Origin of the sequence: Paenibacillus sp. y28 (genome assembly GCF_037137075.1) — a bacterium.
In the GTDB taxonomy this organism is placed as follows: domain Bacteria; phylum Bacillota; class Bacilli; order Paenibacillales; family NBRC-103111; genus JBBBNV01.
This window is the reverse complement of the sequence record NZ_JBBBNV010000002.1, coordinates 160,438-187,006: the sequence shown is the minus strand read 5'-3', so window position 1 is coordinate 187,006 and position 26,569 is coordinate 160,438. Positions and strand designations below refer to the sequence as shown.

Below are 26,569 nucleotides of genomic sequence, written 5' to 3'. Positions count from 1 at the left end.
GGCGCTCCATCCTCACGCCTGTTTAACGGGCGGGCTCCTGACAATCGGAGCAATAGCCGTATACTTCGAGCTTGTAGCTGAGCGGTTTGAACTGCTCCTGCAACCCTTCAGCAAGCCGGGACGGTTCATGGGGAACCGACTTCGTCTTCTCGCAGCGGACACAAATCAGATGATAAAGCTCCTGAACTCGGCCTGGCCCGATTAACCTGTATCGAACGCCATGATTATAGACAAATTGCTCCACCAGTCCGTTCTCCTGAAACAGCCGAAGCGTACGGTATACCGTACCATAGCTAATGCCCGGATACAGCTGGGCCAGCTTGCCGTAAATGTCCATCGCCGCAAGAAAGCCGCCCGCTTCAAAAAACAGCTTCAGCGCCTGCTTGCGCTGCTTCGTGACCCGGACACCCTGTCTCGTTAGACGGCCGATTAGCTCCTCCCACTGCTCTGCCCGGGATGGTCCGGAGATCTGCTCTGCTTCCTGGCCGCAGCCCTGCTGATTTTTATTGCCGGGCATTTCTAAACGCCTCCCGAACCCGCTTATAAAGCGTAATTATTACGATTTGATATCAGGATAAACGGGCATCCTTCTGATTCAAACCAGATCGATGCCCGTCAAACCCCGCCGGGACCCGGAAAGCCGCGCGCAGAATACCGGTTCGCCGACATGTGCAGCTGCCCTGCGGTACCCGTGCCGCCCCGGCGGGACGGAAAGCTTCACGCTTGGCCGATTCCCGCTCTATTCATTGAGTGCAGCCTTTAACGCCTGCAGATTGTTTCTCATGATACCGATATAATCGAGATTTTTGCTTTTGTCCTCATCGGTCAGTCCTTCAATCGGATTCAGTACCGCTGATTTAGCCCCAATCTCCTTCGCCACGGTTTCGGCAACCTTTGGCGCAGCCAAAGTTTCGAAAAAAATCGTTTTAACCTGATGCTCCTTGGCAAACTTCACAATATCGGCCATTTTGGCCGGGGTCGGCTCCTGCTCCGGCGACAGTCCGGCTATCGGCACCTGCGTCAAGCTGTAGCGCTTGGCCAGATAACCGAATGCGGTATGCTGTGTCACAAACTCCTTCCGTTTTGCGCCGGCCAGCCCCTCCTTAAACTCCTTGTCAAGCGCCTGCAGCTTGGCTATGTATGCATCCGCATTTGTTTTGTAGGCAGCTTTGTTAGCCGGATCGGCTTGTTCCAGTGCCGCCTGAATGGCCTGAACCTGCTTTTGCGCCAAAACCGGATCGAGCCAGACGTGCGGGTCCATGCTTTCTTCTTCGTGTCCATGACCGTCCGCTTCCTTGGCGTGATCGTGGTCATCGGCTTTCCCAGCTTCGGATGCGTCCGCTTTCTCGTTAGTGTGGCTGCCGTCCTTCTCGTGCTCATGATCATGGTCATCCTCATCACCATGTTCGTGGCTATGGCCCGCGCCCGCCATTAATTCCAGCCCTTTGCTTGCTTCTACAACGATCCGCTTATCCTGCTTCACGCTGGACAAGGTTTTTTCGACCCAATGCTCCATCCCCGCTCCGTTATAAACGAAGACGTTTGCCTCTTGTATCTGCTTCATATCCTTGGCGGTCGGCTCCCAGTCATGCGGCTCTACGCCGGCCGGCACAAGATTGACGACAGTCGCTTTGTCCCCGGCAACATTCCGGGCAAATTCATACAACGGGTAAAAGCTGGCAACAACCGTCGGCTTCACTTCCGAAGCCGGGCTGGACTGCGGGGTTTGCGCAGCCGGAACCTCTTGCTTCCCGCAGCCTGCAAGCGCAAAGCTGGATGCCAATACGACGGCAAAGCATGTTTTTAACCAAGTGTTCATTAAAATTCAACCTCCATACACCATTCCAAATTGTAATCATTACGAAATTCTCTTGGACTATCATACTGAATGAAAATCGTTTTGTAAATAGTAATTTTTACGATAAGACGTCACGCCGCCTCCGAACCCCTGTCTTCCGGCCGTTAAACCGGCTTTGCTGAGCCTCGTTTTAATGTCCGGGGCAGGTGAGGCGGACGCTGCCGGGACAGAACCGGAAGAAGCAGCGATTGCAGCTGCAGCTTGGAAACATGCTCCCCGATAAATACAAGAACATCGGCTATCGTCGCGCGCGGACGAATGGCATATAGCTGCATGTCCCCGTATGCATATTGAAAAATAAACTGCTCCTCCCCGTTGTCCGCAAACCGGAGAATGCCCTTGGCCCGGTATATGTGCCGCGGCAGCCGGGAAATCATCCGCTCGAAGGCGGCCCGTTCCACCGGCTGGTCCACATACACCGTATGTACCGCAACATGCTCATAGGAATGATACGGGGCTGAAGCTCCGTGTTCCGGTTCCGGCAAAGCGTGTTTCGGCCGCCATACCCGGCTGTCTTCCGGGCTCCGTCCACTCCGAACAGGCTCATCGGAAGCTTGCTCCATCTGCTCAAAATTTATGGTGCTGTACAAGGTTTTTTGCAGCACCGCATGCGGGTTCCACGTGCGAATTAGCCGTTCAGCCTCCTGCAGCTCGTGTTCCTGGAGCAGATCCGCCTTATTCAGCAGCAGCAGCGTGCCGCCCCGAATCTGGTCCTCCAGCAGCTGCTGCGTCTCGTCAAGACCGTGCCGTTGGTGATTCAGCAGCTGCATACCGTCAATGACGGTAATCACCTGCTCAATCCGCACCGGCACAATAAGAGAAGCATCGCTTACCGTGTCGAGCAGCGGCAGCGGATTGGCCACACCGGTAGCTTCGATAAACAGCACATCCGGGTTATGCAGCTCTATCAAATTGCGGATGGCCATACTTAAATCGCCAAGCGAGGTGCAGCAAATACAGCCGCTGAGCACCTCCTCCATCGGGATGCTCCCATCAACCAGCAGCCCATCCAAATTCACGCTGCCGAGCTCATTCATGATTACAGCCGGCCTGCGCCCTGTGTGCCGGTAATAATCCAGTGCTTTCGTGAGCAGGGTCGATTTGCCGCTGCCCAGAAAGCCGGTAAGAATGTAAATCGGAATGACCCGCTTCATCCTGCTTTATTCTCCTTCCATTCCTTGCCACTCCTTGCCGTTCCGCTCGGTGCTTCTCTGCGGCATCCATTACGAGAATCTGTCCTTCAACCAATGCTTTACTCCGTCCTAGGATAAAGGAACAGATACAGGGACGGCACATGTCGGCAATTGGCCGTGTCTGTTCGTCTGTTCCTTCCAACGCGCGCGAATCCCAAGCGCGTGTTGCGGCACTGCGTGGCGTCGGTCAAACCCTGTTTGACAAGTTGGCAATGGAAATTTATACTTTTTATTATTCGTAATTATTACTATTAATAAACCATACTATAAAGGAGTTCCCTTCGCGATGTCAAATTCATTTTCCGATGACCCGCGGCTTCCTGTCACCGTGCTGACCGGCTTCCTCGGCGCAGGCAAGACCACGCTACTGAATCACATTTTAACGGCTCACCACGGCCATCAAATTGCTGTTATCGTCAACGAATTCGGCGAAGCCGGTATTGACGGCCAGCTCATTGTACATGCGGATGAAGAAATATTCGAGATGAACAACGGCTGCATCTGCTGCACAGTGCGCAGCGATCTAATCCGCATTCTGGGCGACCTGATGGCAGCGAGAATCGGCTCTGGCCAACGCCGGATTACCTTCGACCGGGTAATAATTGAAACGACCGGGATGGCCGATCCCGCGCCGGTGGCTCAAACCTTTTTTACGGACCCGGACATTGCCGCCTTCTACCGGTTGGATGCGATCGTGACCGTTGTTGATGCAAGACATGCCGGCATACACCTGGATGACGGTCACGAGGCGCTGGAGCAGGTCGCTTTTGCCGATGTTATTTTGCTGAATAAGACAGATTTGGCCGAAGCGAACGAGCTGGACCGGCTGGAGCAGCGGCTGCGGGCAATCAATCCCGCCAGCGCGATCTACCGCACGCAGCAGTCTGCGATTGACCTTGACAAAGTGCTCGGTCTCCATGCCTTTGATCTGGAGCAAAAGCTGGTGCTGGAGCCGAATTTCCTGAAGGACAGCCATCATCACCATCACGATGACGTATTTTCGCTGGTTCTCCGGGAGGATCGTGCGCTGGATTTGAAAAAAATGGAGCAGTTTATCGGGCAATGGCTTACGGAGCATGGCCCGGACACGTTCCGGTACAAGGGAGTCCTGAATATTCACGGTGTAGAGCAGCGTGTCGTATTCCAAGGAATCCACATGCTGTTCCATGCCCATGCGGATCGGGAATGGCGCGACAGCGAGCCCCGCCGCAGCGAATTCGTCATCATCGGCCGGCGCCTGGATGAAGCCTGGTTCCGCGAGCAGTTCGCCTCCTGCGCGGTGACCTAGGCCGCTTGTGGTCGACCGACCGCCGTCATGCAGCGAAACACCGCGCGCCGGGAGCTGCGCGCGGTGCGGAAAGAGAAGCGACCCGGCCCGCACAAAGAGCCCCTTCATCCTGCGTCCGCATGTTACGGGAGGATGAAGGGCTCTTTATTCATTTCATATAGAAGCTATAGCTTGCTTGGCCGAAGCAGCTGGAAGACCTACAGAGAGCCGTGGGAGAGCAGCGCTGCACCAACGGTAACGGCCGCTCGCTCCTCAGTTAGCTCAGGCTCGCCTTGGAGATCAGCTCTGCCGAAGGCAGCTGCTTTCCTCCCCGGCTGTAAGACAGGAAGCAGCCGCTGCCGCTCCCTAATCAGCAAACAATTCCTGTACAGCCTGCTCCGAATAGCCATCTATTCCGCGCCAGTTTATAACCGCAAAAAAATCCGAGTTCCCGCCGCCTTTTCGCGGCTCCGGGGCGGGAACCAGTATGCCGGCATACGCGAGTATCTCCAGCAGCACATCCCGCTCCTGCTTGCTGCTCGGGAAAACACCGTTTAAACGCTTTTCCAGCTTACGCGGTGTGTCCTCCGGACTGCTGCTTGCAATGGTATCCAGAATCGCCTGCAGCAGCCCAATGTCCTCCGCCGTAACCTCGGGCTCCTCTTCAGGCAGGAACTGCAGGTCCAGCAGGCAGTACAGCAGCATGTTCAGCCGGATGCCGCCCCATTTGACCCGTTCGAACTGAAGCACATTAAGGTCTTCGCCGTTATACGCCTGACGGGACGCTACCCGGCAGCGGTCACAAACGTAACAGTCGCCATACATCGCCTGCGGAAGTCCCGGCCCGTTCCCCGGACGGCCGACATTGCTTTCAAAAGCATGCGCCGCCAAATGCTGCGTCAGGACCCAGCTCGACAGCGCGCTGCGCAGATACACCTTCCGGGTCGACAGGCTGTGCAGAAAAGCCCGGGCCACACGGCGCCTCGGAATCGTCCGGTGCAGCTCCACCAGCTGCCGGACCGCATCATCGTGACTGATGGTAAGGGGATCGAACATGACCCCCTGGCTTTTGGCATATTCGAAGGCTTCCCCTGAGAACTGGACCCCGCTTTTCCAGCCCGCACTGCTCCAGAAGGTGTCGAGCAAAATTTTCCTGGCTTTGCGATCCATATTCATGCCTCCATGTTTTAAGCTTATTTCACTTGCCTAAGCTCGGATTTCTATCCCTCTATTGAGGGTACAAAGCCTGTCATATAAAGTCAATTCGCACAAAAAAAGCTGCGGCCCCCCAGGGGACTGCAGCTTCGTTTCGACCAGGAGGCCTGTTTCCCGGCTTACACCATGATTTTGCAAATATCGTTCGTAAATTCAACCGGATCCTGCAGCGGCAAGCCTTCAATCAGCAGCGCCTGGTTGTACAGAAGCGCCGTGTACAGGTTCAGCTTCTCTTTATCCTTCGCGTATGCATCCAGCAGCGACTGGAATACGCTGTGCTGAACGTTGATTTCCAGCACCTTCTCCGCCTTGACGTTCGGATTGTTCGGCATGGCGTTCAGGATTTTCTCCATTTCAATCGTCAGCTCGCCGTCTGTGGACAGGCAGACCGGATGAGATCTCAGGCGCTTGGACGCTTTGACCTTCGTCACCTTGTCGGCCAGCTGAGCTTTCATATGGTCAAAAAGCTCCTGATGCGCGTTCTGCTCCGCATCCTCTTTATTCTCGGACTCGTCCGTTTCGATGCCCAGATCGCTGCTGGAAACCGACTTGAATTCCTTCTCCTTGTAGCTCATCAGCATTTTGATGGCGAACTCGTCAATATCGTCGGTTAAGTACAGAATCTCATAGCCTTTTTCCGCCACCAGCTCGGTCTGCGGCAGCTTCTCGATGCGCTCATGGGACGGACCGGTCGCGTAGTAAATGTATTTTTGATCCTCCGGCATGGCTGCGACATACTCCGCCAGCGTCACCAGCTTCTTTTCCTTGGAGGAGGTGAACAGGAGGAGATCCTGCAGCGTGTCCTTATGCGTGCCGTAATCGCTGTACACCCCGAATTTGAGCTGTCTGCCGAACGAGCCGTAGAACTTCTCGTATTTCTCACGCTCGTCCTTCAGCAGGCTGAGCAGCTGGCTTTTGATTTTGCTCTCGATGTTTTTGGCAATCAGCTTCAGCTGGCGGTCATGCTGCAGCATTTCCCGGGAGATGTTGAGCGACAGGCTCTCCGAATCGACCATCCCTTTGACAAAGCTGAAATAATCCGGGAGCAGATCGGCGCATTTGTCCATAATCAGGACGCCGTTGGCGTACAGCTCAAGCCCCTTTTCGAACTCCTTGGTGTAGTAGTCAAAGGGCATGCTTTCCGGAACAAACAAAATCGCCTGATAAACAACCGTACCGTCCGCACTGATATGAATGTGCTTCAGCGGCTTGTCGAAGCCGTAGCGCTTCTCGGCATAGAAGTTTTCATAGTCTTCGGTTTTCAGCTCGTTTTTGTTTTTGCGCCAAATCGGCACCATGCTGTTGACGCGCTGCTCTTCCGTGTAGTCCTCGAACTCGCTCTCGCTGCCTTCCTTCAGGCGCTTGCCGGACACATCCATTTTGATCGGATAACGGATGAAGTCGGAATACTTTTTGATGATGCTTTTGAGGCGGTATTCCTCCAGAAACTCGTCGTAGCTCTCCTCTTCCGTATTGGCTTTGATTTTGAGAATAATGTCCGTACCCACGGAATCCTTCTCTGCCGGCTCCAGGGTATAGCCGTCCGCGCCGGTCGACTCCCATTTGTAGGCACCTTCCCCTTCCAGCGGCTTACTGATTACCGTCACCACGTCAGCAACCATAAACGCCGAGTAGAAGCCAACGCCGAATTGGCCGATGATGGTGTGCCCATCCTGTACTTCGTTCTCCTTCTTGAAGGCTAGCGAGCCGCTCTTGGCGATGACGCCCAGATGGCTTTCCAGCTCCTCCTTCGTCATCCCGATCCCGGTGTCCTTAAGTGTCAGTGTCCGGTTCTCCTTGTCGGCAACGACCTTAATATAGTAATTGTCCTTGTCAAAAACAAGCTTATCGTCCGTCAATGCTTTGTAGTAAATTTTATCGATTGCATCGCTAGCATTCGAGATCAGCTCTCGTAAAAAAATTTCCTTCTGCGTGTAGATGGAATTAATCATCATCTCCAATAATCGTTTGGATTCTGCCTGAAACTGTTTCTTTTCCACTCGGAACGCTCCTTTCAGTTTGAAGACGGATGCCATTGATCCTGGTATATTAGCACTCTCGACCTTCGAGTGCTATTCGTAACTTTTATATCATTGTTCCTATTTCATGTCAATATCGATGCCGAAGGAATCCGGTCAGCTGTTTTTTAAGTCCGCCTCTGTTTTGGAGTCCCGAGTCAAATGACGAGTCAAATGATGGTACCCTTGCCCTAATTCCGGTAGGGGAAGCGATACAGCAGCTTACCCTGCAATTCGGCACCGAATTTTGCAGGATGGATGCATCTGCACCGGGGCAATATGGCCGATAGAGAGCCGCTTTCGAACAGGAATCCGGCTGCAAAAAAAACGACCTCGTCCCGCGCCCGACTGCGGATGCTGAGGTCATTTTAAGTGGTCCCGGCTGCTGTTTACATCAAAAATCCCCGTCTTCATTACCGGCTGCTCGCCCGGCTATAGCTTAAGCTTGCGCATCAGCGGCACACCGATACCGTTCAAAAGCCGCTCCAGAAGCGACCAGCACCAGCGTCTTCCAAGCGGCAAATGCCGGTCGAAAACCGCAGAATATTCCATATCGGCTATAGCCCCGCGATTTCGTTTGAATTGGGCGGCGCCTGCACTCTCATGGAGCAGATTGCCGCTTTCGCGGGCCTGATGGATCAGGCAGGCCGACAGCATACGATACAGCCCGAGAGATTGCGGCATCGCCGTATCGTAGCCGAACACAGGCGTCGTCATTACCCCATTACGATAAAAATAGCCCATCACCGCATCGAGCCGCCCGTCCTTGCGCAGTCCGTTCAGCGTCAGCGTCCCGGCTTGAAGGGCTAAACGGATAAACGCTTCATCGAATTGCGGGTTGTCATAGGAGTATTTGTCCAAATAGAGCAGCCTGTACAGCTCGGCAATTCGGGATATGTCCTCGTCCGTCATGTCCGCCGCGGCAACAAAGGCATACCCGTTTTGGGCGAGCAGCTCGTAATCCCGCTTCAGGAGCCAGCGTGCCTTGGCGTTTCCGAAGGCCGGATCGTTGGACCGGTACAAATAAATTTGCCGGCTGGGCACCAGCTTGCAGCCTGCCTCCCGCAAGGCGGCAGTCATCTCCGGATGAAGCGAAGGACATACAGAGCGGAACACGATCGCGTGCCCGGGAAACGCATCCCGCACCGCATTCAAAACGGCCCTGGCCTGGCTGCCTGAAATCCGGGGGTACAGATTCGTCGACAACAGCCAATTATTGACGTGCACAACCCGGTTCAGATGCGATTTTTTCATCAAGTAACCCAAGGCATCGAGCAGCACAGACAAGCTTCTCTCCACCGTCGGACGGTTCAATAAAGCCAGCTCTTGCTTCGCATAAGTAACATAATGCGTGTACGGAGAACAAACATAAGCGTTATTGTATTCGCCTTCGTTGATCGTCAAGGGCAGAACCAAATCGTCTATCCGCGCAACAACCAGTGTTGTTTCCACATTACGCAGGAACCGCCTGCTCCCTTCGCGCATAAGCGGCTCCAGATAAGCCTTGGCATAGCGGCCATCCTCTGTGTCCGGCCAGTCAATCCGTTCGAGGCTGTCGCAATCATAGAGAGCTACACGACGATTCAAGCTGTCAGCTCCTTTCTGCGTGCGCTGATTCTCATTTATTTTTTCAACCCTATTATACATGAATCTACTGTTCTAAACGTGTCTTCCCCTATCCCGGTATACCGATAGTGATTAGAATTGTTCATTGCAGGGTTGCAAATTAGAAATACGCGTGTTATATTGATTGAGTCATCAATAATTGATACATCAACCATTGAGCAATCAAGGAATACCCGCAATTGCTTGCAGATGAATTCCTGTTTAATTTCCCCCGGGAGGCCCGTAATCATGACACGCAACCATTCCAAAGAGGAGCAAATCTTGAATCTGCTGCATGGCGTGAGCAACAAAATCCGTCCCAAATTCGAGCATTGTACCGGAATTAGCTCGTCCCGTCTGGCGATTCTGCATGAGCTATGCGAGGTCGACGAGATTAACCAGTCCATGCTGCAAAAGCGCATTCAGATTGACAATGCCGCCATTACCCGACACCTGAAGCAGCTCGAAGCTGACGGCATGGTTACGCGGCGCAAAAATCCCGGCGATAATCGCGAAACCTTTGTTTCTTTATCTGAGGAAGGCCATCAGCGAATAGAAGGCTACAAAATCGAGAAAGAACTTTTTATACGCCAGATGTTGGAAGGCTTTAGTAAAGAAGAAATGACTCTCCTCGCCGATTATCTTGAGCGGATGCAAAACAATATCTAACTCAACAAGGAGCTGTTCACCTCATGAGCAAAAGCAAATTTCAAAAAACAAATGATTTTCGCGAAATCACCTACGGCCGTCGTTCTGTGAAGGCTTATAACCCTGAAGTGAAAATTAGCAAAGAGGAAATGACCGATATTCTTATGGGAGCAACGCGGGCTCCTTCCTCCATCAACATGCAGCCTTGGCGTTTTTTAGTTATCGAAAGCAAGGAGGGCAAAGAAAAGCTTGCTTCGCTGGCTAAATTTAATCAAACCCAGGTGCTTACCTCCTCCGCCGTGATAGCCGTATTCGCCGATATGAAAAATGTGGAGTATCTCGATGAAATTTTTGAAAATGCGGTTAAGCTTGGCTATATGCCGCAGGATGTTATGGATATGCAATTGAATTTTGTCAAACCCTATTACAATACGATCTCGGCGGCTGACCTGCGTGATGTCAACTTGATCGATGCCGGTCTCGTCTCCATGCAACTCATGCTGGTTGCCCGTGCACACGGCTATGACACCAACCCAATCGGGGGTTATGAAAAAGACAAAATTGCTGAAGCCTTCGATTTGGACAAGGATCGTTACCAGCCCATCATGCTGATCAGTATAGGCCAGGCAGCCAAAGAAGGCTACCCTTCTTACCGTCTCCCTATTGAGACCGTAGCCGATTGGAAATAAATTGTTACTCTAATGTACGATGATTACGTTAATTTACGAAAGAGAGGCAGATAGCCATGCTTATTATTCACGCCCATCTACAGGTCAACCCCTCCAAAGAAGAGGACTTCCTTCAAGCTGCCCAAGCTCTGGTTTCGGCAAGCCGCGCCGAGGAAGGAAACATCGCGTACACTCTGCTAAAAAGCACAGAGCAGCAGCACCGTTACACCATGGTAGAGCTATGGCAGGATCAAGCTGCAATAGCTGCGCATAATACGAGCGCTCATTTCCAGGCATTCGTCCAGCAAGCCTCTTCTTTCATGGCTGCGCCTATGGATTTGCAGGTATTTGCAGGAGAGCCTGTAAAAAACCTTTCATTCAATCGAATTTATTAAGTCAATGGAAAACCCCTGTAAACACCGGGAGACTCTTGTGTTTACAGGGGTTTTCCATTCAACGACCCGGATTTACATTTCAGGCATCGGGATCAGCCTTGTGTCCGCCAGATTGAGTGGCGCGGCCGATCCGATTGCCAGGCCTGTCTTCGTAGTTGGTTGTTGTAAAATACTTCGATGTATTCAAAGATGCTTTTCTTCGCTTCATCTCGCGTCTCGTATTTCGTAAGGTAAATCAATTCCTTCTTCAAGACACTGTGAAAGGACTCGATACAGGCGTTGTCGTGACAGTTCCCTTTTCGGCTCATACTGCCTGTCATTTCGTAGATCTGAAGTTGCTTTTGGTAATCCAGGGAGGCATATTGGCTGCCGCGGTCCGAGTGATGGAGTAAGCCTTTGTCTGGATGCTGCCGCCCGTAAGCTTGTTGTAAGGCCTTTAGAACAAGCTCTTTGGTCATCCTTTCACTCCTGTGCCAGCCCACGATTTTACGTGAGTAGAGGTTCATTACGCTCGCCAAATACAACCAGCCTTCGCTTGTTGAACTATAGGTCATGTCCGTTAGATGTTGGTGGACCCTAGGGGGATCGAACCCCTGACCTCATCGCTGCCAGCGATGCGTTCTTCCGCACTAGTTCTACCAAGGCAGCGCTTCTTGCTTATGGTAGAACCCGCCCGTTGGGCCGTCGGCTGGAAGCGTGGCGAGCCATACCGCTGTTTCTGCTCCTTCGCTTACTTCCATCGGAGCGCTTTCGCCGCCCATGTCCGTCTTCACCCATCCAGGGTGGCAGGCATTCACCTTCACGTTCGTATCCCTCAAGCTGATTGAAAGCTGCACGGTCCATGCATTCATGGCCGCCTTGGATGTCGTATACGCTGGCGCAGACCGACTTCCGTACATCTCGTTTGAAAGAAGCGTGCCGAGTGAAGCGAGAATACTCGATTGGTTTACGATTCTGCCTGCCGGGCTCGCCTTCAACAAAGGCAGCAGCGCCTCCGACAAGGCCTGTGGCCCGAAAACATTCACTTCAAAGGAGCTTCGCATAACATCCGGCGTATTGCCCAAATGATCCAAATAAACGCCCGCGTTGTTCACGAGAATGTCCAGCCTGCCATATTCCAGCTTGATTAGATCCGCGACGGAGCGAATATGATTGCCATCCGTGACGTCCAGTTCGACGCCGCACGCCTCAATTTGCTCCTTGCGCAGTACGTCCGCAGCTTCCTGAGCTTTGGAAATCGAACGTGCTCCAAGAAGCACGATGATCCCTTGCTGGCCTAACTGTCTGGCGATCTCCAAGCCTATTCCTTTGTACGCTCCTGTAATCAATGCCACTTTCTTATTCATTGTCTTTTCCTCCACTTGCCATTTATTTTGTATTGATTAGTACATAATTGTCAAAAAAATTTGGCTCACCCCAGTAAATAAACCAGTTGTTCTATCGCTTTCTCAACAGCTGCGCGATCAGGCTGTCCTTTCATGATCACCGATAGGCCGACAGCCGCGATCGTTAACGCGGATGCAACGCTTGCTGCGTTCAATTCAGCTGATAACTCCCCGCGAAGCATACCAGCTTCAATCGTCTCGCGCAAAAGACCCGCTAGATGCCCTTGAAACTCCGATGTGAACCGGGTCAGGCTTGCGTTTCGCGACGCCATTTCGGTGAGCGTGTTCACACATAAGCAACCCCATTCAGGCTGCTTTCCACCCTCGGTATTCGTGATTCCCAACAAATAGAGACGTACAGCCTCTCGCGCGGAAGGCGCTTGGCTCAGCTTACTCCTGATATAAGTGAGGCTGAGATCGGCATATTTGCGAAGCGCGGCGTTAAACAGCTCTTCCTTGCTGCCGAACGTACCGTACATGCTCGGCCGTTGTATGCCCATCGCCGTGGTCAGGTCACTGATGGATGTCGCTTCGTAGCCTTTCTGCCAGAACACATGCATAGCCTTCAGCAGAGCTTGCTGCTCATCAAATTCGCGTGGTCTTGCCATATGCGCTCACTCTTTCTATATCGTTCGGTACAAAATGAGTATATACCTTTTTACCGCAGCTGTCAATTCCCACCTGCTGATTCTGTCGTTACGATCAGGCGCAACGCATAACTTATCCGATTCATAATGCTATGGTTGAGGGTAATTTTCAGGCTTATGTATGGTGGTATATTCGCAGACAGTACAGCCCTATGAATGAGGACGGCACAATCAGCAAGCGCGGCTACAATATGGCTCATTTCTTGAAGCTTGTCCGACCCGGCTATACCAAGAGTTGAGGCGACTAGAAACCCGGATTCCAACGTATATGTTTCTGCCTACAAGGGAGACGGCAAGATTGTCATCGTTGCCATGAATAGAGGAACCAGCGCAAGCAGTCAAAACTTCACCCTGCAAGGCGGAACAGCTGCTACAGCGTCCTCCTGGATAACGGATCGCAACCGAAACCTGGCTGCCCAATCGCCAATTCAGGTAACGGGAAATGCTTTTGCCGCGCAGTCGCCTGCCCAAAGTGTCACAACGTTTGTATTGAATTAACGCCAAGCACGAATAACGATACTGTGTCTGAAGCGGAAACAGGTGCAAACCTTGACCAATGCCGTAATAGGGTCAACACATACCGGTTACAGGTTATGTCGATTTTTCCGAACTTACCGGCGCATCCCTCAAATGAAATACCATTTAACACCCCTTAGTCGGAACAAAACATGTAACCCTTCGTACGCCTTGCCAGCCGGAACCCGAAATCTCGATCTCTATATACTTATACGAGAACGGTCTGAAGCACATGCCGCTTTGATGCTTAATGTATCGAAGTGGAGCTAACGGAACTGGGAGCCCTTATTGGGCCAAAAATGGCCGGGAATAAATTGTAACGGAACTCAGAAGCGTTATTGATGCAGTTTGAGCGCTTTTTACAACAAATTGCTCAAATAACGGCGCTCAGTTCCGTTAGATTGTAATTTGGCTCGTATTCAAACAAATAAGGTCGCTCAGTTCCGTTACATTATTCCTGCGCGCGGACGGAACCCGGGGTTCGCCCCTTGGGTAATCCATACAAAAAACGCCATCACATAATGCGATGACGTTTCTTTTTGTATGGAGCCTAGGGGGATCGAACCCCTGACCTCATCGCTGCCAGCGATGCGCTCTACCACGGATAGTCATGATAAACATTTCATATAAGTTATCGGATCGTGCTCTGTGTTAATCTGTCACAGCTTCTCTTTCTTTAGTATAGCTATCGCTTCCGGTCTTTTGAGATTATCGCAGCTCTCCACATACCTTATAACCTTACTGTTATTGAACTGAATTCATTAATTCGTAATAATATTGAGGTTCATGAGTTTTATTAAGATGATACCAAGCGTCTAATGTTTCTGGAGAAAATACATCTAGCGCTCTTAAAACATGAACAGAAAATTCTAGAGGAGCTACTCCGGAAGCCGTGATCAGTTTTCCATCGGTAACAGCAGATTCCAATTTGTAATATTTTTCGCCCGTGTAAGACTGACAAATCATTTTAAGGTACGCCAGATCATTGCTTGTATGCCAACGGGAATCTAACAACCCTGCTTGAGCAAGTCCTATGGAAGCACCGCAAATTGCCCCTACTACGATTCCTTCCTGTAAACACATCTCAGCAACTTCCAATATGGGCCTGTGAATAGCCTCTGTCCATGTATTTCCACCAGGTAAAATCAGTGCATCTACGCTTGTAATGCTGCACTCATCCACTTTCATGTCAGGCGTTATTTTCAATCCGCCCATTGTAGTTACTGGAGCCTTTTCGATCCCAACGGTGACTATTTGTGCAGGAGCCAGCCCCTTTCTAAAGTATCTTCCTGAGTTTAGCTCGGCCGTTAAATAACCTATTTCCCAATCGGACATGCTGTCAAAAACATAAAGATATACTGTATTTTCCATGTTGGTTTTCCTCCTTTTTTTTGTCTATCAAGGACTACGATTCATCGGTAATCAGTGACTATCTCATTATAAAACAGCTTCACTGACATCTGCTGTCAGTGAAGCTGTTAAAGTTGATAATATTCCATTAACTCTGTTGCAATAGCAACAAGTCTTTCTTTCACACTCTGGGGTTCGATTATTCGAATGGATTTACCATAAGATAGGAGGAAATAAGGGACAGAATGATGAATTGATTTTTCCTCGAATAAAAAGATGGCTTGATTAGATGCTCGCTCTTTCAGATGATGCCCTAAAAACCAATGCATGCTTAGTTCATCTATTGCCTCTGGCCTGCCTTCGATAATTAAACTAATTAATCCTTCCTTACCCACAAGATCAGGTAACAGGTTTTTCATAAAAAATTCACGGCTAGAAAAAGCTTCAGGACGCTTAAATATGATTTGAGTACGCTTGATTAGTAATATCCGATCTACCCGAAAACTTCGTATTTCATTCCTTAGGTGGCAGAATGCAACAGTATACCATCTGTTGTTCCAGTAAACGATCCCATAAGGGTCTATTTTCCTTTTCTTTGGTTTCTCTTCATGGTTTGTGCGATAATCCATTTCTACAGAGAATTCTTTCTCTACAGCATGCTCCAATTCCGCTAGTATTAACTGATTAGAAGAGCTGATCATGCGGTTTATAACTTCAAATCCAGCTAAATGTTGGTTTAGTGTGCTTTCCTGCTTCTCATTCGAATACATTTTTAACTTGGATGTCGCATTCTCTAATGTCTCACTCAAGGGGTATCCAGCTTCTTTTGCAAAAACAGCAGCGTGAAGGAGTGTCTTTTTTTCTTCCATATCAAATAACAGAGGCGCTCTGATAAAATTATTCAGCAGGCTATAGCCACCATGATGACCTGGGTCTGAAACTATAGGCACTCCACTAAAACATAGTGCATCCATGTACCGATAAACTGTTCTTATATTTACTTCTAACTTTTCGGATATTTGTTTTGCAGTCCATTTCTCTCCCGAATTCAACATCCATAAAATGGCTAACATATTATCCTTTTTCGGCATAACACAACCCTCGCCCATTTCACTATATTAGAAATTTCACATTACCATTAATTTCAACAAAAAAAACGGCATTTCTGCCGTTTTTTTGTCAAACTTTTATGGAGCCTAGGGGGATCGAACCCCTGACCTCATCGCTGCCAGCGATGCGCTCTCCCAGCTGAGCTAAGGCCCCGTATGTTTTGTAATTTCTCTTGCTCACAATTTAGAATTATACACGAGGTGCTGGAGAAGCGCAAGTGTAATTTTTAAATTTTTGTAATGGCGTTGATGGGGGCTTCGGGCTTCGGTATCACCTCCCTCTGCCCCGTCAGTTGTCTTCGTCTATGCCCCATTCTATATTCAAAAAGGCGGTCCTTCATTTAAGAACAACTCCCGGCGATCCGTTGATGACATTGCATGAAACCCCACTTTTGGGGAATGACTAACTGAGACTATGGGAGCCGAAGGAGCTTGCAAATATGCCGGCAAACACAATGCTATCCCGGGAGCTTCAGGAAAATATAAAAGCGATGAAAACCGCAATCGGGCATAGTCCGGACGTGATGTTCCGCCCGTTTCTTATCGGGAGCCTGCAATGGCGGGCGGTGCTTGTATATGTGGAGGGGCTTGTTGACAAGCAAACCATCCAGGATCAAATCATGATGCCGCTTATGCATGCGGAACGGATCGCCGACCCGGCCGCCGCCGAGCTGCCGGACATAAAGAACGCCGTGGCAGAGGCGATGATGTCGGTGACCGAGGTCATGGAGCTGGACCGGCTCGATCGCTGTATTCACGAGGTGCTGTCTGGCAGCACGGTGCTGTTTATGGAAGGGACGGGTACCGCGCTTGCAGTCGATACGCATGGCTGGGAAACCCGCTCCATAGAGGAGCCTGTGTCCGAGGCGGTGGTTCGCGGTCCGCGGGACGGTTTTACGGAAACCCTTCGCACGAATATAGCCATGCTGCGCCGCCGTATCAAGGACCCGGGCTTTACGATGGAAATGTTCACTATCGGCCGCCGCTCCAGGACGAAGGTCGCCTTGGTCTACATAAAAGGCTTGACCAATGACGCACTGGTACAGGAAGCAAGAAGGCGTCTGGAAAATATCGATATCGACGATGTGCTGGAATCCGGCTACATCGAGCAGTTCATTGAAGATCATCCAATGTCGCCCTTCGCCCAGATTCAAAATACCGAACGCCCGGATCGGGTAGCCGGTTCCTTGCTGGAGGGCCGGGCGGCTATTTTGATGGACAGCACGCCTATTGCTCTCATCGTGCCGGTAAGCTTCTCCATGCTGATGAACTCGCCTGAAGATTATTATGAACGCTGGCTGCCGTCATCTCTTATCCGGCTGCTTCGGTATGTCGCAGCTTGTATTGCATTGTTCCTGCCTTCCTTATATATCGCTCTCATCTCGTATAATCACGGGCTTATCCCGACCAAGCTGGCGATCTCGGTTGCATCAGGCAGGGAGGGCGTGCCCTTCCCTTCTATTGTCGAGGCGCTCATTATGGAGATTACGCTGGAAATATTGCGTGAAGCCGGTCTCCGGCTGCCCAAGCCGATCGGTCAGGCCGTCGGCATCGTTGGCGGCCTGGTCATCGGAGAAGCGGCTGTACAAGCCGCTATCGTCAGTCCGATTATGGTCATCGTGGTCGCCCTGACCGCGATATCCTCCTTTGCCCTGCCGCAATACAGCGCAGGCCTGGCGATTCGTATTCTGCGCTTCGGCATGATGATGGCGGCGGCGGTCTTCGGGCTGTACGGCGTAATCCTGTTTTATTTGCTGATTTCGGTTCATCTGGTCCGGCTCAAAAGCTTTGGTGTCCCCTATTTGTCTCCATTTATCCCGGCACGCCCGTCGCGGTGGAAGGATCTTCTCCTCCGCTTCCCGCTCCAGATGCTGAAACGGCGTCCGGCTATGGTCAGACCGAAGGACAGCCGTCGGCAGAAATAATACACAAGGGGAAATGAAGCCATGAGCGATGATCAGACCAAACCAACCATTTCCTCGGCGCAAGCGGCGATGATGACCTCGAAGGCGATGATTGGCACAGGCATCCTGGTCCTGCCTCAAAGCATCGGGAAAAGTGTAGGCACCCCGGACGGGTGGATTTCGGCTATCATCAGCGGTATCCTGACGCTCATGTTCGGGTGGGTGGTTGCGAATTTGAGCCGGCGCTTTCCCGGCCGGACCTTTTATGTTTACAGTCAGGAAATCGTCGGCAGATGGCTCGGCATTCCGATTGCCCTAACCTTGTGCATGTACTACCTCTATTCCTCCGGTTATTTGCTGCGGGTCATGGGCGAGGTGGTGCGGATGTATTTGCTGGATAAGACCCCGCTTGCAATTATTATGATCACCTTCATGGGAGTTGCGGTTTACTTGACTACCGCCGGCATGAATGCCATTGCCCAGCTAATTGAGCTGTTTATGCCGATCATTGTTCTGATTCTGGTCGTGTTCATTTTGTTCAGCCTGCGTGACTTTGAGCTTGACAATATTCGCCCTGTACTGGGGGATGGCCTGAAGCCTGTAGTCAAGGGCGTCCTGCCCTCTCTTCTATCCTACAGCGGCTTCGAGTCGATGCTGTTCATAACGGCATTTATGGCGAATCCGCGCATGGCTATCAAAGCGACGCTAACGGGCATCAGCATCACGACGATATTATACACGCTGGTCGTCGCTGTAGCGGTTGGTTCCTTAACCGTGGAGGAAGTGAAAACGGTCACCTGGCCGACCATGTCCGTAGCGATGAACATTGAACTGCCCGGCGGCTTTTTTGAGCGCTTCGAATCCTTGTTTACCGTGTTGTGGGTGATTTCGATGTTTACGGCTTTTGTGCTGTACCATTATGGAGCATGTCTGGGGCTGGGACAAATTACGAATAAAAAATTTCAATGGTTCGCCTACGGCTCTCTGCCAGTCATTTATATGATTGCGATATGGCCGGAAAACCTGAACCTGGTGTTCAAAATCGGGGATTATATCGGTTATTTCTCATTTCTCATGTTCGGCGTTATTCCGCTTCTCCTGTTTATTCTGACGTCTGTAAGGAGGATCGGGCATGCGAAAAAACGCCCGTAAACGTCTCATTCCGCTGCTTTTATACAGTCTGCTACTGCTGGCCGGCTGCTGGGATCGCAATGAAATCGAAGAAACCGGCATCGTGCTCGGGATCGGCATTGATTTACTGGAAGGAACGAAGGATGCCTCTCCTCAGCTCGCCATGGTGCATCACTTCGCCCTTCCGAATCAATTCTCCGAGAGCGCCAGCAGCAAAGCGCAGAAGGATTATATCAATATGTCCAGCTCCGGCCCCATCATCTTCGACAATATCCGGGAGCTGTCTACCCGATCGGCCCGCCCTCCCAGCTATGAGCATTTGCGGATAATCGTGATTAGCGATGAAGCGGCGCGGGCGTTTGATCTGAAGAAGGTCATTAATTTCTTTCTGCGCAACACGGAAACAAGGCGTTCCATTCGGGTCGTCCTTTCGCACGGCAAGGCGAGTCAAGTTTTCACCAAAGCGAAAAGCATGAAAAATCCCGCCATGGAGCTGCGCGAGCTGACGGACAACTACCGAAAATCCTTGCGGATTCCCCCCGGCCTTACACTTGGGAATATGTCGGAGCATTTGACCGGGGAAAGGAGCTTTGTGATACAGGGCGTAGCCGGCCTAAAAGAAGAGTCCAAGCTTACCGGAGCAGCGGTAATCAGCGGACGAAGCTCCCGGATGATCGGCTGGCTGAATGAAACGGAAACCATAGGACTGAACTGGATTGTGGAAAAGGAACGGTCCAATGGTATCGTTGAGGGGACTGAGCCGCAGAGCGGAGCAATGTTTGGCTACGAGGTCCGGAATATGTCGTCCCGGATTGAGCCTCTCGTCGATGGAGAACAAATTTCCTTCCGGGTGAAGATCAAAACATCAGGAAAGCTGCGTGAGGATTGGGCGATTCCGGGGGACGCCTTCGATACGGCGTTTGTTGAGCGGACCGAGGAGGCTGCGGCGGCCCAAATTAAGCAAATGGCGGAAAAAGCGCTTGCCCGCACGCAGCAGCAGTACAAGGCGGACGTTGCAGGCTTCGGCAAGCGCCTCAGCATAACCCATCCGAAGGTATGGAAGCAGGTCCAGGAGGATTGGGAGGAACGGTTCAGCCGGATGCCTGTCGCCATCGACGTGAAGGTGGACATACAGGAGTTCGGTACCAGGGGGACGAAGCGCGGTTAAAAAGAAACGACCATTCGAACAGCTTGTTATATGTCCGCCAATGAGACAGATCCGCTGCACAGCCATGAAGCTTTCGTGGGAATAGCGTACAAAGCACAAACGGCAAGCCGAACGCCGGCTGGGCTGGTGTCGTGAGAGGATTTTCGAGTACCGTCTGCAGGTTCAAGTTTCGGTCTAATCACCCGATAACCAGATACGCCTCGGAGGGCGAAGCTGTTGCTTGGGCTTAAAGGCAAGAACACCACCCCTTACTCGTGTGTCCGGGGTGTTCTTGCCTATTTTAACGTGATACATTTGTGCTGGTCCAAGCATGTACGGACCCGCATGTTATGCCTTGCCCGGATATCAGCTCTGTGTAACCGCAGCCAGCAATTCATTTATAATCCGTTGTCTGCCGAACTGCCCAGCTCATAACAATTGTTTTGCGGCTATCCGCGTACCCCCACTCATTCCGATCATGAGTGACCTTTACTATTTCCAACAGATCCATACTTATGATGATGGGCACCACTCTTGTGACGATGGGATTCGGTGAACCAGATCATGATGTCACAGCACAGACTACGACGATCGATCGCTCTAATAAACAACACATATGAAAAGAAACTAATTTTAGGAATACGTCTTCATGGTGAGCCGAGGGGATAAGACTCGTCCATACTCACCTAGCTGTCATGGGAGATCCAAATCCTGATCATCGGCTGACGAAGCTTTATCAACGAAGTAGATTCGCTATCTAACTCTCGCCTTGAATTTGAACTAACTGCAATGCTATACTCAAACGAGAACGGTCATGAAGCACATGCCGCTTCGATACTTAATGTATCGAGGCGGCTTTTCTATTTTTCTTGATGAAAGGAGGGGTACTACATGTTTAAGAAAGATTACGAATCGTGGATGCAGAAGCAGATAGGACAGGAAAAAAATCATCGAAGACGCGAGTTATTGCAAAAAGGATTAAGCCATGGCACTGTGGAGATGTTGCGTTCCATATGGTATCCTGTCGTCGGTAATTTCGACCATTTACATCCCGAATGGGAGGTGCGTGATTTTAATAACGGGTTCAGGTATCTCGACTTGGCTTTTTTACCAGGAAGTATGAAAGGCGATATTGAAATTCATGATTACCGGTCGCATGCCCGAGATTTGGATACACGCAGATTTAAAGATCTGTGCCGTAGACAAAGCTTATTGTCTCTCGATGATTGGATCTTTTTGCCGATCGCTTACTTGTCGATTCGGGATGAACCAGAATTTTGCAAGCAATTAATTTTATCGTTCGTTGGAAAGCTGCTGTCATTCGAGGCAGATGCCCGGCTGAACTGTATTGAAGCCGAAACGGTTCGATATGCACGCAGATTACTCAGGCCTTTTACACCGAATGAACTTGCGTCACATCTTCGGGTTACTGATCGATACGCACGTATTGTATTACATCGTTTGGTAGACGAGAATTACATCGTTGTTGCAGGTGGAAATGTACGGTACCGGACTTATCAGCTAAATGTTGGCGAGAGCCTCCGAAGCATAGTTGGGGCTAACGGAACTGGGAGCCCTTATTGAGCCAAAAATAGCCGGGAATAAATTGTAACGGAACTCAGAAGCGTTATTGATGCAGTTTAAGCGCTTTTTACAACAAATTGCTCAAATAACGGCGCTCAGTTCCGTTACATTGTAATTTGGCTCGTATTCAAACAAATAAGGTCGCTCAGTTCCATTACAGTAGTGTTTTCCGCGATAACGGTAGAATGAGACGCCATGCTCAACACATGCACATGTAACCCTGTAAACACACTCACCCTGCCTGTTTCTGCTCAAGTAATTTCCACACTGCACAACTCACAGTATATCTCATCCTAGATAACAATCCGCCTTCGCATCCCTCATTCTATGAACATACTGCACCACGTTTCACGTCACATCAAGTCCATCTGTACAGGGCTCACTTGGTTCTGGCTCCAACTTCAGGTCACATCAGTCCATCTGCACAGGGGCTCACTTGGTTCTGGCTCCAACTTCACGTCACATCAGTCCATCTGCACAGGGCTCACTTGGTTCTGGCTCCAATTTCACGTCACATCAGTCCATCTGCACAGGGCTCACTTGGTTCTGGCTCCAACTTCACGTCACATCAGTCCATCTGTACAGGGCTCACTTGGTTCTGGCTCCAACTTCACGTCACATCAAGTCCATCTGCACAGGGCTCACTTGGTTCTGGCTCCACACTTCACGTCACATTAGTCCATCTGCACAGGGCTCACTTGGTTCTGGCTCCAACTTCACGTCACATCAGTCCATCTGTACAGGGCTCACTTGGAGCTTGCACCCTGCCCGACGGAGCCCTTGCTGCGGGGCTCGGGCTGCCGCTCGGTGAAGAAGTACAGCAGCGCAAGGACCGGCAAGGCCGTACCCAGAAGGGAGCTGAAGCTCCAGCCGCCATAGGCGTAAGCCCAGCCGCCCAGCGACGAACCAATTGCACCGCCGATGAAAAAGATGGACATAAACAGTCCGTTCAGACGTCCTCTGGCTTCCGAGCCCAAGGAGTAAATCGCGCGCTGGCCGAGTACGAGATTGCCGGAAACCGCCATATCCAGGGTGAGCGCGGCAACGAAGAGCAGAACGAGGCTCACGGTCGAGTGGCTCGGCAACACGAAGACGATAAGGAAAGATAAAGCGGCTATCAGGAGCGCCAGCCCGGTAAGCAGCCGGGTCCAGCCCCTATCCGCCAGCCGTCCGGCAATCGGCGCCGCTATGGCTCCGCCGACACCGACGAGCGCAAACCAGGCAATGCCCTTCTGGGACATGCCGAATTCGTCCGCCAGATGCAGCGGCGCCACTGTCCAGAACAGGCTGAACGAGCCGAACAAGCAGGCTTGATACAAAGCTCTGCGGCGCAGCACCGGCGTCTGCTTCAGAAGGGAGCCCAAAGAAAATATCAGCTGGCCGTATGAGGCCGGGCTCTGAACTTTGCGCTCCGGTAGAGCACGCCACAACACAAAAATAAGCACCGTGATAACCGCAGCGGACAAAATATAGATGGCCTGCCAGCCCCACAGACTGGCGACGAAGCTCGCAAGAGGCCGGGCAAACATAATGCCGATTAAAAGTCCGCTCATTACATTGCCGACAACCCGGCCGCGCTGCTCTTCAGATGCCAAATACGTCGCATACGGCACCAAAATTTGGGCGACCACGGACCCGATCCCAATCAGCAGAGAAGCCGTCAGGAACAGCGCCGCGTTAGGAGCGAATGCAGCCCCAAGCAAAGCGGCAGCTGCAACGACGAGCGACACAACGGTAAGGCGGCGGTTCTCGATCTTGTCACTAAGCGGGACGATAAACAGCAGCCCGGCCACATAGCCAAGCTGGGTAACCGTCACGATAAATCCTGATGCAGCCTCGGATAATCCGGTTGCTTCCCGGATCGGTCCGACCAGCGTTTGTGAATAATACAGATTCGCCACAATGATACCGCAAGCCGCGGCCAGCATAAAAATGAGCCAGCCCGAAATCCGGTTTTCTGGTTTACTTGACATCGTAATCCACCTCTTCCCTCTCATTCGCATGAACATACCGGTTCAGCAAAGCTTTTTGAAATCAAATTCTGAACGTATCGTTCATTAATCATTGGTTTTATCATATACTGAACGTATAGTTTTGTAAATAGGCTTTGCAGTTTTTCTTGCTTTTCGGCTTTTCGGCTTTTCGGCTTTTCGGCTTTTCGGCTTTTAGGTTTTTAGGTTTTTAGGTTTTTCAGTTTTTCAGCTTTTATGCTTTTCTGCTTTTCTGCTTTTCTGCTTTTACGCTTTTTACGCTTTTAGGCTTTTCAGCTTTTACGCTTTTCAGCTTTTCAGCTTTTACGCTTTTACGCTTTTACGCTTTTCAGCTTTTACGCTTTTCAGCTTTTACGCTTTTCAGCTTTTAGGCTTTTCAGCTTTTAGGCAGTTTTTCAGCTTTTCAGCTTTTATTCTTTTTATTTAAACCGGCATTCCGTATGGGATTATGATTTCCACTTTGATTTTATCTTTTGTATACTGAACGTATCGTAAACAATCATACTTGCGAGAGGAATGAATCGGATGCAGGGCAAACGAGGTCGGCCGCGGAATGTAGAAACTCAGAAGTCCATCCTTTCCGCCTCCTATGCACTATTGCTGGAGCAAGGCTTTGAGGCGGTTACGGTCGAGAAAATCGCCGAGCACGCCAAGGTTAGCAAGGCGACGATTTATAAATGGTGGCCGAACAAGGCTGCTGTCGTCATCGACGGCTTCCTGTCGGCTGCGAACGAACGGCTGCCTGTGCCGGATACGGGCTCCGTTTATGAGGATATTTTGATTCATGCCACAAACTTGACCCGATTTCTAAGAAGCCGGGAGGGCGCCGTGATTTCGGAAATTATCGGGGAAGGACAGCTTGACCCGGTCCTCGGCGAAGCATGCCGGACGCGGTACTTCCGTCCCCGGCGGCTTGAAGCCCGCCTGATGCTGGAGCGCGCGGTGAAGCGCGGCGAATTGGATCAGGCGCTTGACATCGAGCTGAGCATCGATCTCATCTATGGGCCGATATTTTACCGGCTGCTGCTCACAGGCGGCGAGCTGAACGATACTTATGTGCAGGATCTCGTACGGGGAGCCTTCACCGGAATCCGTTCGGCCCCCGGCAAATAGCCACGGGCCCGGTGCATTCGTATTTCTGGCGCAGGCATTAACGGCAGAGCTTAAGATTCCAGTGCGCACGAATCCCAAGCCGCTTGCATCGGGAATAGCTCCCAAACGATGCAGGGACACCAGGAGTCAACCATTGCCATTGCTGCCAATGCCGCTCCTCCTGCTTCTCCTCTTGCTGTAACCTTCGCACGCTTGGAGGCATCAAGCTTGACGCCCGGCGCATTATCAAGCTATTATAGACAGGTAAAGTCTTTAATTGAGGTGGACGATCGGTATGAAATACTCCAAAGCAACGAATTATGCGCTTCATACGATGCTCTTTCTTGCCGCGCTCAGCCCGGATAAGCTGATTGGCGTTCAGCAACTGGCCGAGCGTCAATCCGTGTCGCCCACGTATTTGTCCAAAATATTGACCAAGCTAGTTAAGGCGGACATGATCGAATCAACTTCCGGCGCCAATGGCGGGTATCGGCTAAAGCGGAACTGGGAGCAGATTTCGTTTCTGGATATTATTCATGCCATTGAAGGCACGGCTTCATTGTTCGACTGCAGCCTGAACCATGGCCCCGAATGCCTGATTCAACAGGTTGTCGTGGAAGCCGAGACGAAGATGGAAGAGCATTTGCGGAACCAAACCATTGCTGATCTGGCCAAAAAAATAACGCAGGTTCTTTGAGCCTCGTTTATTTTTTTAATATATTACAGATATAAAGAGTCTTTAAAATCCTTTAAAAAAATTTCTTTCGCTGACAAGCCAAGCTGATCTATTCTGGGTTTCAGCTATCATTCAAATTCAGGGAGGACGATTGATTTATGGAGAAGCTGCTTGACACCATCATTATTGGGGGCGGGCCGGCGGGGATGAATACGGCGCTAGTGCTGGGCAGAGCCAGAAAAACCGTAGTGGTCATTGATGAAGGGCTCCCGCGCAATCGGGTTACTCGTGAATCCCACGGCTTCCTTACCCGGGACGGCATCAGTCCGGGTGAATTCAGGCGCATTGCCCGGGAACAAATAAGCGCCTACCCTTCCGTCCGGTTTGTGGAGGACACGGCGGCAGCGGCTGCCGGAACAGATGGGCATTTCCAGATTACAACGGCACAAGGAGCGGTCTACCGGAGTAAAAAGCTTCTTTTTGCCGTCGGAAAAAAGGATGTGCCGCTGGAGATTAACGGCTTGGCGGACGTCTACGGCAAAAGCGCCTTCGTATGCCCTTATTGCGATGGCTGGGAATTAAGAGACCAGCCGCTTGTCTTGATTGTAAACGGCGCACAAGCGCTGCACGCCGCCAAAACGCTGTCCGGCTGGACAAGCCGGTTTACGATTTGCACCAATGGCCCGGCGGGATGGACGGAGGAGCAGGGCGCGGAGCTGGAGCAGCGGGATATCCCTGTGCTTCAGTCACCGATTGACCGCATTGAAGCAAACGGCGGCATGGTGGAACGGGTGGTGCTGTCGGATGGCACAAGCGTGCCCTGCACGGGCATTTTCTTCGCTCCGAGGCTGGCCGCAGGCTCCGATCTGCCGCAAGCATTAGGCTGCCGAACGACAGAATCGGGAACCGTCGTGGTGGATGCTTTCGGCAAAACAAGCGTACCGGGCGTCTATAGCGCCGGCGATGCAGCGTCGGAGATGTACCAGGTTATCACTGCCGCGTCGTTAGGAGCGCTCTCCGCCGTGGGCATAAACAACGAGCTGCTGACAGAGGATTGGAACAGCCGCGGATAATCCGGAAACACCGAATTGTAGACAGAATCGTTTTTCGGAAAATACGGCAAACACCAACCGTCCGCCCTTTCTTTCCAAGCTTAGTGCAGCCGATCCA

General features: G+C 51.2%; 22 protein-coding genes, 1 tRNA gene and 2 pseudogenes. 12 read left to right on the top strand and 13 right to left on the bottom strand.

Annotation, left to right across the window (positions count from 1 at the left end):
• Positions 1–22 precede the first annotated feature (22 nt).
• The 3 genes from WBG83_RS04000 to WBG83_RS03990 form a co-directional block, all read right to left on the bottom strand.
• Complete coding sequence (locus WBG83_RS04000; RefSeq protein ID WP_336742905.1) at positions 23–517, bottom strand: Fur family transcriptional regulator; 495 nt, start codon at positions 515–517, stop codon at positions 23–25.
• 222 nt (positions 518–739) lie between these two features.
• The gene (locus WBG83_RS03995) at positions 740–1,819 is read right to left on the bottom strand and encodes a metal ABC transporter substrate-binding protein (RefSeq protein WP_336742904.1); all 1,080 of its coding nucleotides are present in this window, start codon (positions 1,817–1,819) and stop codon (positions 740–742) included.
• Positions 1,820–1,962: 143 nt separating this feature from the next.
• A complete protein-coding gene (locus tag WBG83_RS03990; protein WP_336742902.1) occupies positions 1,963–3,012 on the bottom strand; it encodes a CobW family GTP-binding protein in 1,050 nt (349 codons plus the stop codon).
• A gap of 325 nt (positions 3,013–3,337) precedes the next feature.
• On the opposite strand from WBG83_RS03990, the gene WBG83_RS03985 reads away from it, so the two are divergent.
• Positions 3,338–4,339 (top strand): CobW family GTP-binding protein, encoded by a 1,002-nt coding sequence (locus tag WBG83_RS03985; RefSeq protein WP_336742900.1) that lies wholly within the window; start codon positions 3,338–3,340, stop codon positions 4,337–4,339.
• A gap of 345 nt (positions 4,340–4,684) precedes the next feature.
• Here WBG83_RS03985 and WBG83_RS03980 read toward each other — a convergent pair whose 3' ends face one another.
• The 3 genes from WBG83_RS03980 to WBG83_RS03970 form a co-directional block, all read right to left on the bottom strand.
• Positions 4,685–5,488, bottom strand: coding sequence for a hypothetical protein (locus WBG83_RS03980; protein ID WP_336742898.1), 804 nt, complete (start codon positions 5,486–5,488; stop codon positions 4,685–4,687).
• A gap of 164 nt (positions 5,489–5,652) precedes the next feature.
• Entirely contained in the window at positions 5,653–7,533 is a 1,881-nt protein-coding gene (gene htpG / locus WBG83_RS03975; protein ID WP_336742896.1) for a molecular chaperone HtpG, read from the bottom strand.
• A gap of 450 nt (positions 7,534–7,983) precedes the next feature.
• Positions 7,984–9,138 (bottom strand): GNAT family N-acetyltransferase, encoded by a 1,155-nt coding sequence (locus tag WBG83_RS03970; RefSeq protein WP_336742894.1) that lies wholly within the window; start codon positions 9,136–9,138, stop codon positions 7,984–7,986.
• 267 nt (positions 9,139–9,405) lie between these two features.
• Here WBG83_RS03970 and WBG83_RS03965 point away from each other — a divergent pair, with 267 nt between their 5' ends.
• Genes WBG83_RS03965 through WBG83_RS03955 form a run of 3 tightly spaced genes read left to right on the top strand, consistent with a single transcriptional unit; the run spans position 9,406 to position 10,867 of the window.
• Complete coding sequence (locus WBG83_RS03965) at positions 9,406–9,825, top strand: MarR family winged helix-turn-helix transcriptional regulator (RefSeq protein ID WP_336742892.1); 420 nt, start codon at positions 9,406–9,408, stop codon at positions 9,823–9,825.
• 23 nt (positions 9,826–9,848) lie between these two features.
• On the top strand, positions 9,849–10,493 hold the full coding sequence (locus WBG83_RS03960; protein WP_336742891.1) for a nitroreductase family protein: 645 nt from the start codon (positions 9,849–9,851) through the stop codon (positions 10,491–10,493).
• Positions 10,494–10,549: 56 nt separating this feature from the next.
• Positions 10,550–10,867 carry a putative quinol monooxygenase gene (locus WBG83_RS03955; protein WP_336742889.1) on the top strand — a complete coding sequence of 106 codons (318 nt, stop codon included), beginning with the start codon at positions 10,550–10,552 and terminating at the stop codon, positions 10,865–10,867.
• A 92-nt stretch (positions 10,868–10,959) separates the two neighbouring features.
• Here the strand turns inward: WBG83_RS03955 and WBG83_RS03950 are convergent.
• The 3 genes and pseudogenes from WBG83_RS03950 to WBG83_RS03940 form a co-directional block, all read right to left on the bottom strand.
• Positions 10,960–11,430: pseudogene (locus tag WBG83_RS03950) on the bottom strand (IS3 family transposase); the annotation flags it as partial.
• Between the two features lie 72 nt (positions 11,431–11,502).
• On the bottom strand, positions 11,503–12,213 hold the full coding sequence (locus tag WBG83_RS03945) for an SDR family oxidoreductase (protein WP_336742888.1): 711 nt from the start codon (positions 12,211–12,213) through the stop codon (positions 11,503–11,505).
• A gap of 65 nt (positions 12,214–12,278) precedes the next feature.
• Positions 12,279–12,860, bottom strand: a complete 582-nt coding sequence (locus WBG83_RS03940) for a TetR/AcrR family transcriptional regulator (protein WP_336742886.1) — start codon at positions 12,858–12,860, stop codon at positions 12,279–12,281.
• A gap of 86 nt (positions 12,861–12,946) precedes the next feature.
• Here WBG83_RS03940 and WBG83_RS03935 point away from each other — a divergent pair.
• A pseudogene (locus WBG83_RS03935) lies at positions 12,947–13,397 on the top strand (glycoside hydrolase family 30 beta sandwich domain-containing protein); the annotation flags it as partial.
• A 762-nt stretch (positions 13,398–14,159) separates the two neighbouring features.
• Here the strand turns inward: WBG83_RS03935 and WBG83_RS03930 are convergent.
• The 3 genes from WBG83_RS03930 to WBG83_RS03920 all read right to left on the bottom strand — a co-directional run bounded on the left by WBG83_RS03930 (position 14,160) and on the right by WBG83_RS03920 (position 16,028).
• Positions 14,160–14,786, bottom strand: a complete 627-nt coding sequence (locus WBG83_RS03930) for a type 1 glutamine amidotransferase family protein (protein WP_336742884.1) — start codon at positions 14,784–14,786, stop codon at positions 14,160–14,162.
• Positions 14,787–14,893: 107 nt separating this feature from the next.
• On the bottom strand, positions 14,894–15,856 hold the full coding sequence (locus tag WBG83_RS03925) for a helix-turn-helix transcriptional regulator (RefSeq protein ID WP_336742882.1): 963 nt from the start codon (positions 15,854–15,856) through the stop codon (positions 14,894–14,896).
• Positions 15,857–15,955: 99 nt separating this feature from the next.
• Positions 15,956–16,028 (bottom strand) — tRNA-Ala (locus WBG83_RS03920).
• A gap of 286 nt (positions 16,029–16,314) precedes the next feature.
• Here WBG83_RS03920 and WBG83_RS03915 point away from each other — a divergent pair.
• From WBG83_RS03915 to WBG83_RS03900, 4 genes are all read left to right on the top strand, one after another.
• On the top strand, positions 16,315–17,799 hold the full coding sequence (locus tag WBG83_RS03915; protein ID WP_336742880.1) for a spore germination protein: 1,485 nt from the start codon (positions 16,315–16,317) through the stop codon (positions 17,797–17,799).
• A 21-nt stretch (positions 17,800–17,820) separates the two neighbouring features.
• The gene (locus WBG83_RS03910; RefSeq protein WP_336742879.1) at positions 17,821–18,930 is read left to right on the top strand and encodes a GerAB/ArcD/ProY family transporter; all 1,110 of its coding nucleotides are present in this window, start codon (positions 17,821–17,823) and stop codon (positions 18,928–18,930) included.
• Entirely contained in the window at positions 18,911–20,077 is a 1,167-nt protein-coding gene (locus WBG83_RS03905; RefSeq protein ID WP_336742877.1) for a Ger(x)C family spore germination protein, read from the top strand. Before WBG83_RS03910 ends, WBG83_RS03905 begins: the two co-directional genes overlap by 20 nt.
• A gap of 870 nt (positions 20,078–20,947) precedes the next feature.
• Entirely contained in the window at positions 20,948–21,640 is a 693-nt protein-coding gene (locus tag WBG83_RS03900; RefSeq protein WP_336742876.1) for a transcriptional regulator, read from the top strand.
• 746 nt (positions 21,641–22,386) lie between these two features.
• Here WBG83_RS03900 and WBG83_RS03895 read toward each other — a convergent pair.
• Positions 22,387–23,613, bottom strand: coding sequence for an MFS transporter (locus tag WBG83_RS03895; RefSeq protein WP_336742874.1), 1,227 nt, complete (start codon positions 23,611–23,613; stop codon positions 22,387–22,389).
• Positions 23,614–24,156: 543 nt separating this feature from the next.
• Between WBG83_RS03895 and WBG83_RS03890 the strand changes: the two genes are divergently transcribed.
• The 3 genes from WBG83_RS03890 (at position 24,157) to WBG83_RS03880 (ending at position 26,472) form a co-directional block, all read left to right on the top strand.
• On the top strand, positions 24,157–24,744 hold the full coding sequence (locus tag WBG83_RS03890) for a TetR/AcrR family transcriptional regulator (RefSeq protein ID WP_336742873.1): 588 nt from the start codon (positions 24,157–24,159) through the stop codon (positions 24,742–24,744).
• A 274-nt stretch (positions 24,745–25,018) separates the two neighbouring features.
• The gene (locus WBG83_RS03885; RefSeq protein ID WP_336742869.1) at positions 25,019–25,420 is read left to right on the top strand and encodes an Rrf2 family transcriptional regulator; all 402 of its coding nucleotides are present in this window, start codon (positions 25,019–25,021) and stop codon (positions 25,418–25,420) included.
• Between the two features lie 137 nt (positions 25,421–25,557).
• The gene (locus WBG83_RS03880; protein ID WP_336742867.1) at positions 25,558–26,472 is read left to right on the top strand and encodes an NAD(P)/FAD-dependent oxidoreductase; all 915 of its coding nucleotides are present in this window, start codon (positions 25,558–25,560) and stop codon (positions 26,470–26,472) included.
• The last annotated feature ends 97 nt before the right edge of the window (positions 26,473–26,569 follow it).